Raw genomic sequence first — 8822 nt, forward strand, 5'->3', positions numbered from 1 at the left:
AATTGGATTATCATCAACGAGTGCCCACACAGATTGATAGGTCTATATTGTTAAAGAGCTTGCTCTGCGAGAAGTTTTTCTCTCAAAGCGGAGGTGCATTCTAGCGATTTGGTTGTTAGTGTCAAACACTTTTTTCAACTAATTTTTCGTAGAAGCTTTTTACCTCTCCGACCCTGCTGAAGCCTTATCGCGTCTGCCGTGTCGGTGGATGCGCATTATAGGGAGAAGAATTTCTTTGGCAATACTAAAAATGCATTTTTTCTAAAAAAACATGCCAAATGGACACTTTCCACTCAACATCTAAATTCACCCAAATTAACACCCAGCATTTCTACAGAATACTCACAAAAAACTGTGGATAACTACTCATCACTGTCAAAGAAATAGGATATTCGCGAGCGTGGGTTTAGGTACTCTTTTATCTTATCTGGTAATTTAGATGGATGAATCGCATTTACGATCCTCAAATCTTTCGATGCAAGCTCAATGATGGGAGCTTGAGTTCTTGGCACTGATGGGTCGTAAACCAGAACATTTGGAAATAGCAGGTTTGAAGCGTTCACTGAGATGACCAATCCCACCATATTATTAGATAACTGAACAACCGTGCCAGGAGGGAAGACGCCCATGAACTTGATCAGGATATTAAGGTTTTCTTCTTTATATAGGTGTTTACAGTTTTTATATAAATGAGAAAGGGCGGTGTATGGGATTTTCTGTTCTGATGCGATCGGTGTATGGCACAAGTTATCAAATGCATTTGCCACTATGACAATTTGAGCCAATTCATCAATTTCATCCCCTTTAAGGCCCTCAGGATAACCGGAGCCATCTCTTAACTCATGATGCTGAGCAATCACGGTTTTAGCTGGTTCAGGAAAACCTTCGATCTGATTCGCGAGATCCAAACCATATTTAGTATGTAACTTTAGGTAGTTGGTTTCTGGCTCGGTTAATGGCACTTGCTTTCTTAATATAGCGGTAGGGATTTTGATCTTACCCATATCATGAAACAGAGCAGCGAAAGAGAGCTCTTTTAATTGCTTGGCAGAATACCCTTTCGCACGCCCAATCATCATGGCAATAACCGCAACGTTTAGAGAATGGAAATAGATATCTTCAAATTCGTTTTTGCCGTTCATTAGATGAAGCGTGACGTTATCATCGCACATCAACTTCTCAACAATGTCTTCTATTAACAATTGAGCTTCATCGACAGCGGCAGTTGGGCGGTTACGAATTTTCGTCATGACTGATCGCATCCGCGCAAGTGAGCGTTCAAACTCTTTCTCACACTGGATCACTCGTCGACGATATGCACTGAGCTTTTCAATTCGTTTCTGTTTTTCTTGCCACAGTTTTTGCGTTTCTAGATCCAACGATTCATTGCTTGTTGTGCTGTCCGTTTGGATTTGATTGACGGGCAATGGTGCGGTGTCGCTTTGTTCGGGATTAAAGTACACGAACTTCACACCGAGATGACGAATCATCTCGATCTGTTCCTGGTCTTTAATTTTAAAGCTATTGAGTAGGAAGGGGTGATCGTTCCACTTTAGCGGAAGGCGGATATGTAATCCCGGCTGAATACGATCCACTGTAAGTTTAATTGCTGCCACTTTTTCACTACTATTAAGTTTTCACGATAAACCAAGAATAGTAGTAGATTCTGTAAATAAATTCATCAATAAGAACTCACAAGTGCGAGTCATTCGCGTTAAGAACCAATGTGTTGTTCATAATTTGAATCAAGCTCATACCTGAGTATCAATCAGAGTCTTGTTTTAATACTCGATCCGCATGACGCAGTTTTAGCTTGGCTTCGAAGACAGGTTTTTCTATGTGTTCCTGTTTTTTTACTAACCCCATTAACGTTTGCACTGCTGCTCGCGCCATATCACTAATAGGGAAATGCACCGCAGATACCGTCGGGTACAAACTTTCACATAGGTCTACACTGTCAAAACTGGTTAAAGAGATTTGCTCCGGCACCGAAATTTTATGCTCATGAAGATATTGCATCGCCCCAACCGTCATTTCTTCGCTGCATGAAAATACAGCAGTTACCTCTGGGTGACGTTTTAAAATGGAAGCCATCGCATCATAACCGCTTTGTCTGCCGTAATTCCCTTCTTCACACCAACTTTCATCAATGTCGATACCAGCTGTTTTCATTGCATCAACATAGCCAAGCTTTCTGAGCAAACTATTGTGACGTAGGGATGGCCCGGTAATACAGGCAATGTTTTTATGGCCACCAGCGATTAAGTGCTCAACAGCGATACGACTTGCATGGTGGTGATTAAACGTAATGCAGCGCTCTTCAATCCCTTCGACATAACGATCGAGAAGCACAAAAGGCGTAGGAAGTTTTGCTAACTCACGTAGATCATCATCGGATAAATAGCGACTATGCAGAACATAGCCATCGCAACGAAGATCGTTGAAACGCTGAATCGCTTCTTTCTCTCCTTCAGCAGAATGATGGCCTTGCGCAGTGATGAGAAACTTCTTATGAATGTCTAATTCTGTTTGCACTTGCTCCATCATTTCACCGAAAAATCCACCGGTGTAATAAGTCACCAACAAACCGACCATATTACTTGACGATGTTGCAAGAGAACGGGCGATCGCACTTGGACGGTAATTCAATTGCGCCATGGCTTGTTCTACTTTTTTTCTAGTTTCTTCACGAAACTTTCCTTCCCCATTAATGATGCGAGAAACGGTAGAACGATTTACACCGGCGAGTTCGGCGACGTCTTTAATCCTTGCCATAATGCTAATGAATCCAACTGCTAATAAATAATGAATGTTTTTATTCGAAAAATGGCTGCCAGCAATTCGTAAGGTGACTATAGGGGTCGAATCTGGCAGCCTTAATCATACACCTACAACTTGGCTGGTAGAAACGAGTGCGGAGTAATCCGTGACGGCTATACCATGCTGCGCCAATTGCTCTTTTAGAATGGGAGATGTGAGCACTTGTAGCTCTAACTCTCTTTGCAGAGCATAGCCACTTTTCATAATAAGGGGCTGGTCGGCATAAGAAGGATGACACATCACCTCTACCACATCGTAATTCTCTTTTAAGCTCAAAAGGTGTTGCATTAATCCGTCCAAACTTACCTTTTGATCGTAAAACTCATCGGTAAAGAAATAGCTTGTCGTCATTGGTTGGTGACAGATACCACTCCCGCGAAGTGGCACGCGGTGCTCTTTCGCGAGTTTCTGAACAATAGGAAGAATCTGGGGATGCGTATGAGCATGATGATGACTATCAAGGTGGCTGAGCGTTAGTCCAAGTGACAAGAAGTGATCAATTTGAGCTTTAGCTTCATCGTAAACCGCTTGAGCTTCAAAATCTTGCTTGTTCCACAATTCACTGTATTTGACGAAATGCGTTCTACCATTGGTTAAGTTTGGGTGCTCCGTGAGAGGAGCACCTGCTGTAAACCGTAGATGTACGCCAATTTTTAAGTCTGGATTTTGATGAGCTAACTCGATTGCATTCTGCTCGGCATCCATCCCTACCATCATAGTAGTCGATTTCACGACACCATCTTGATGGGACTTTACAATGCCGTTATTAACACCTTGAGTCAGACCAAAATCGTCCGCATTAAAAATGACTTTCATTGACGCTCTTCCTTAGTATTACAACGCTGTAAGTTTAAATTGAGGCAAATAAGGCGCATTAACCGCTAACAGCTCATCCAATATCGCTTTCGCTCGACCAATGTCTGGCACCAAAGGATTATTCGTTAATGCCATCAATGCTTTGTCGTAGTTACCTTCAACAGCGGCTTCTATCGTCAACTGCTCATAAGCTTTCACTTGATGCAGTAGTCCTTTGATGTTGTTTGATAGCTCACCAACAGCAAGTGGTTTTGCTCCCCAACTACCAATCACTGCACTGCATTCAATCACGGCGTCATCCGGTAGACCATTGATCGCGCCGTTGTTTAAGACGTTTACGACATGAATGCTGTTACGGTTGTTATAAATAGAGTCGACGAGATTTAGTGACGCATCTGAGTAATACGCTCCCCCTCGCTCTTCCAACTCTTTCGGTTTGTGGTCTAAGTTCGGATCTTGATAGAGCTTAAACAATGCGTTTTCGGTTTCCATGACTTGCTCTGCGCGAGTCCCTTTTTCACCTGCGCTCTGCTTTTCTTCTGCCAACATAGCGTCTGTTTGGTAAAAATAGCGATGATAAGGACAAGGAATCGCACCGAGCGCTTTTAGAAATGCCGGATCCCACGGTTCTTCCCAAATGTTCTTCATACTGAAGTTAGCGCCATCTCCGACTTTCTCTAAGACGGTTTGAGTGATGTCTTCGCCTTTCAGCCACGCTTTGTGTACCCAGACCAGATGATTTAGACCTGCAAACTCCAACTGTAGCTCTTTAGGCTCGCAATCCATCATCTCTGCAATCATCATTTCCATTGAGACGGGTACATTACATAAGCCGATACTTTTGACTTTAGTATGCTTACTCACCGCTTCTGAGACTAGACCAGCAGGGTTCGTAAAGTTGAGCATCCAAGCGTTTGGCGCCAACTCTTCAATGTCTTTACAGATATCAAGAATGACCGGAATGGTTCTCAGTGCTTTAGCAAATCCGCCAGGGCCAGTGGTTTCTTGTCCGATTACATCGTATTTAATAGGAATTCTTTCATCGTTTGCTCGAGCAGCAAGCCCGCCAACACGGAATTGAGTCATGACAAAGTCAGCGCCTTTGATCGCAGCACGGCGGTCAAAATCCGCTTTAATTTCAATATCCGCGCCCGCTTTATCGACCATCCGCTGAGCCAAGCCTCTGATGATTTCTAGCTTTTCCGCGCCGGATTCTATGTCCACAAAGTGAATCTGTTTAACTGGCAAGTAATCCAAGCGTTTGATTACCCCTTCAACCAATTCCGGGGTATAGCTACTGCCACCACCAATAATGGCAAGTTTGATCGCCTCTCTAGACATAATGATTTCCTTACTTATTCGCGAGTTGCTTGTTCAAAGCGACAATCTCAACAGCCATTTCTTGCGCTAGAATCGTTGTCATTAAATGATCTTGAGCGTGCACCATAACCAGAGTCATCGGCACTTTGCCTTCCCCCTGATCTTCTTCGATCAATTGCGTCTGAATTAAATGCGCCTTGTTAATGCACTCTCTGGCTTGCAACAATTTCTCTTCTGCTGCTTCAAATTTTTGCTCTCTCGCCAAACGGAGTGCTTCATAACTTAAACTTCTGGCTTCACCCGCATTACAGATGATTTCCATTACAACCAGTTCTTGTTCCATTTTCTCTCTCCAAAAATATGGGCTGCTTGGTAAAACAGCCCATTCATAATTAAGCGGTTACGCCTTCACCAGCAGGTTGTTCTGCCTGTTTCGTTTCTTTGGTTGTTGGTAGTTCTTGCTCAAGCATTTGCTTCTCAAACATTTTGAAGAATGGGAAGTAGATAAGAAGGTCAAGAATCAACAGACCCACTACGAGCAGTACCGGAGAAAACGTCCAGCCGCTTCCCCAAGACGCACCAATAATTGCCGGCGTCGTCCATGGTGTAGTAGCCACCCCCATACCTACGAAGCCAAGATGCACAGCAAAGTAAGCAATCGTTGCGTTAATTACTGGAGCAAAAACAAATGGGATGAACAATGTTGGGTTCATTACGATTGGGCTACCAAAAATCACTGGTTCATTAATTTGGAAGAAGCCAGGAACCGCACTCATTCGGCCGATACTTTTTAGGTGAACAGAGCGGCTAAATGACATCAGTAGAACCAACGCTAACGTCGCACCAGAACCACCAATGAAGATATAGAAGTCCCAGAACGGCTGAGTGAAGATATTCGGAACAGGTTGCCCAGCAACGAATGCGTCGATGTTTCCACTGATGTTTGTTAGAAAGATTGGCGACAGAAGGCCAACCACAATCGCGGCACCATGAATCCCTGCAAACCAAAGTAATTGACACATAAGTAGTGCACCAATGATGGCAGGCAAAGTATTTGATGCGCTGATTAATGGCTTGAACATCGCCATAACTGCATCAGGAATCAACATGTCGTATTGGGTTTGAACGAAGATGCTTAATGGATAAAGCGTGACAAACACAGCTAGAACAGGCAGTAACACCTCGAAAGAACGCGCGATCGCAGGTGGCACCTGCTCTGGCATGCGAATCGTGATGTTGTGCTTTTTCATAAATCGATACAGCTCAACAGCAAAGAAGGCACACATTACTGCAGTGAAGATCCCTGTACCGCCCATGTGTTTCATCGCTAACGTGCCATCTTGAGCTGGTGCGGCCACCAGCAAGAAACACATTAAAGATAAAACCGCGCTAGTGATCCCATCCATTTTGTACGCTTTCGCCAGACTGTAGGCGACACCGAGCGACACGAAGATGGTCATGATCCCCATCGACATATTGAAAGGCATCATAATGGTGTCAAAGTGAGTGGTAGCAAAGTCGAGCCAAAGACGACCAAAGGTAAACGTCGTATCTTCAGCAAATGGTGGAAATGCAAAAATCAAAATGAAACTGCCCACGATGATAAACGGCATAGCGACAATAAAACCATCTCTCATTGCGCGAACGTGGGGTTGATTACCCACTTTTGCAGCGATAGGGGCTATATGCTTTTCGACTGTTCCTATAATCGCGTCATAAAGCTTCATAGAGTCCATCCTTATTTCAGACAAAATAATCCCGCATCAAATATTTATATTTGATGAACAATTTTCTTTTATTTCAAATTATTGGCTTAGTTAATTAATTCTAATGCTTGTTCTAGTACTTCGTCCCCTTTCATCATTCCATATGCTTGGGGAGATATCGCATCGATATTTTTTCCGTACTCTTGCGCTGTTTTTCTTAACTCTTCCAGTTGAAAACGTACCTGAGGACCTAGTAAACAAACGTCATACTCTTTAATCGCCTCTTCAAATGCATTCACTGACATCGCATCAATTTTGCATTCAATTCCTTTAATTTCAGCAGCTTGCTCCATTTTCTTAACAAGCATACTGGTCGACATCCCTGCGCTACAGCATAAAAGGATCTTTTTCATAGCCTTACTCCCGTTGTGTAAATTTCAACCTGCAAAAACTGTAGCAAAAATAATCAGCACAAAAAAGCGCAACCGGTTGCGTTATTCGTGAACAGAATCTCACTTTAGAAAATAAGGTCTATTTTTTAATAATTATTTAGGTCTAGGATAAAAGTCAGAGAATTAAGGAAGATTACGAATTTACATTTACAACTATCAATATATTACTACTGACAACGTCATTATTAATTTCGAAAAGGAATCGAAAATGAAATTAAATAAACTGGCTATTGCAACGCTTGTAAGTGCCGCTCTATCTCAATATGCATTTGCCCAAACTGACACCAAAGGAACCATTTATCTGACGTTTGATGATGGCCCAATCAACGCCTCAATTGACGTCATTAATGTGCTAAATCAAGAAGAAGTAAAAGCGACGTTTTACTTTAATGCGTGGCACCTAGATGGTATTGGTGATGAAAACGAAGACAGAGCGTTAGAGGCACTAAAACTGGCGTTGGATAGCGGCCACATCGTCGCAAACCACAGTTATGACCATATGGTTCACAACTGTGTTGAAGAATTTGGCCCAAACAGTGCGGCAGAATGTAATGCAACGGGTGATCACCAGATCAACTCTTATCAAGATCCTGCCTACGATGCCTCGATGTTTGCAGAAAACTTGTCAGTACTAGAAAAATATTTGCCGAACATTACGAGCTACCCAAACTATAAAGCGAATGAGTTTGCTCGTTTGCCGTATACCAATGGTTGGCGCGTTACGAAAGACTTCAAAGCGGACGGCTTATGTGCCACGTCCGATGATCTTAAACCTTGGGAGCCTGGCTATGCATGTGATACGGCAAATCCATCCAACAGTGTAAAAGCAGCCATCGCGGTTCAAAATATCCTAGCGAATAATGGCTATCAAACTCACGGTTGGGATGTGGATTGGGCCCCTGAAAACTGGGGCATTGCGATGCCAGCAAACAGCCTTACAGAAGCTGAACCATTCCTTGGGTATGTCGATTCCGCGCTAAATACTTGTGCGCCTACGACAATTAACCCTATCAACTCCAAAGCACAAGAGTTCCCATGTGGTACACCTTTGCATGCCGATAAAGTTATTGTGCTAACTCACGAGTTCCTGTTTGAAGACGGTAAACGTGGCATGGGTGCAACTCAAAACCTACCGAAGCTCGCGAAGTTTATCCAGCTAGCCAAACAGGCTGGTTATGTCTTCGATACCATGGATAACTACACACCGAACTGGCAAGTTGGTAACAACTACAGCGCCGGCGACTACGTTCTACACCTCGGTACGGTATATCAAGCAGTAACAAGCCATACAGCGCAACAAGATTGGGCTCCATCACCAACATCTAGCTTGTGGACGAATGCGGATCCAGCAACTAATTGGACTCAGAATGTTTCATACAAACAAGGCGATGTGGTGACTTATCAAGGTTTGCGTTACCTAGTTAATGTACCGCACGTATCTCAAGCAGACTGGACTCCGAACTCACAGAACACCTTGTTCACAGCTCTATAAGCTGTTCCCTACTATCATCATGTAGTAGTTTGCGCGAGGCATACCCTCGCGCTTTTTTCTTTTGAAACGCGGAAAATCGGTATTCAACTCGAATCTCCAAACACACGTAAATCTAAGCACATAAACACCCCAAACGACGAAAGGCCGCTATAAAAGCGACCTTTCTATGTATGGTACTGATAAGTGAGGTGACAAGGCTTGCATCCAACTGGGCAG

8 protein-coding genes are annotated in these 8822 nt (G+C 43.3%); 1 reads left to right on the top strand and 7 read right to left on the bottom strand.

Annotation, left to right across the window (positions count from 1 at the left end):
- Positions 1-362: 362 nt before the first annotated feature.
- From ACF8OV_RS04870 to ACF8OV_RS04900, 7 genes are all read right to left on the bottom strand, one after another.
- On the bottom strand, positions 363-1616 hold the full coding sequence (locus tag ACF8OV_RS04870; protein ID WP_005497344.1) for an HD-GYP domain-containing protein: 1254 nt from the start codon (positions 1614-1616) through the stop codon (positions 363-365).
- 148 nt (positions 1617-1764) lie between these two features.
- Positions 1765-2775: a LacI family DNA-binding transcriptional regulator gene (locus ACF8OV_RS04875; RefSeq protein WP_005461087.1), complete on the bottom strand. Its 1011-nt coding sequence runs from the start codon at positions 2773-2775 to the stop codon at positions 1765-1767.
- Between the two features lie 105 nt (positions 2776-2880).
- On the bottom strand, positions 2881-3636 hold the full coding sequence (gene chbG, locus ACF8OV_RS04880) for a chitin disaccharide deacetylase (protein ID WP_062889616.1): 756 nt from the start codon (positions 3634-3636) through the stop codon (positions 2881-2883).
- 18 nt (positions 3637-3654) lie between these two features.
- The gene (locus tag ACF8OV_RS04885; RefSeq protein WP_025442266.1) at positions 3655-4977 is read right to left on the bottom strand and encodes a 6-phospho-beta-glucosidase; all 1323 of its coding nucleotides are present in this window, start codon (positions 4975-4977) and stop codon (positions 3655-3657) included.
- Between the two features lie 10 nt (positions 4978-4987).
- Complete coding sequence (locus ACF8OV_RS04890; RefSeq protein WP_005461092.1) at positions 4988-5299, bottom strand: PTS lactose/cellobiose transporter subunit IIA; 312 nt, start codon at positions 5297-5299, stop codon at positions 4988-4990.
- A 49-nt stretch (positions 5300-5348) separates the two neighbouring features.
- On the bottom strand, positions 5349-6683 hold the full coding sequence (locus ACF8OV_RS04895; protein ID WP_015297303.1) for a PTS sugar transporter subunit IIC: 1335 nt from the start codon (positions 6681-6683) through the stop codon (positions 5349-5351).
- An 86-nt stretch (positions 6684-6769) separates the two neighbouring features.
- On the bottom strand, positions 6770-7075 hold the full coding sequence (locus ACF8OV_RS04900) for a PTS sugar transporter subunit IIB (RefSeq protein WP_005478850.1): 306 nt from the start codon (positions 7073-7075) through the stop codon (positions 6770-6772).
- Positions 7076-7322: 247 nt separating this feature from the next.
- Here ACF8OV_RS04900 and cod point away from each other — a divergent pair, with 247 nt between their 5' ends.
- Positions 7323-8606 carry a chitin oligosaccharide deacetylase gene (gene cod / locus ACF8OV_RS04905; protein WP_005478836.1) on the top strand — a complete coding sequence of 428 codons (1284 nt, stop codon included), beginning with the start codon at positions 7323-7325 and terminating at the stop codon, positions 8604-8606.
- The last annotated feature ends 216 nt before the right edge of the window (positions 8607-8822 follow it).

This window comes from Vibrio sp. GLN_1 (genome assembly GCF_043106015.1).
Lineage (GTDB): Bacteria > Pseudomonadota > Gammaproteobacteria > Enterobacterales > Vibrionaceae > Vibrio > Vibrio parahaemolyticus.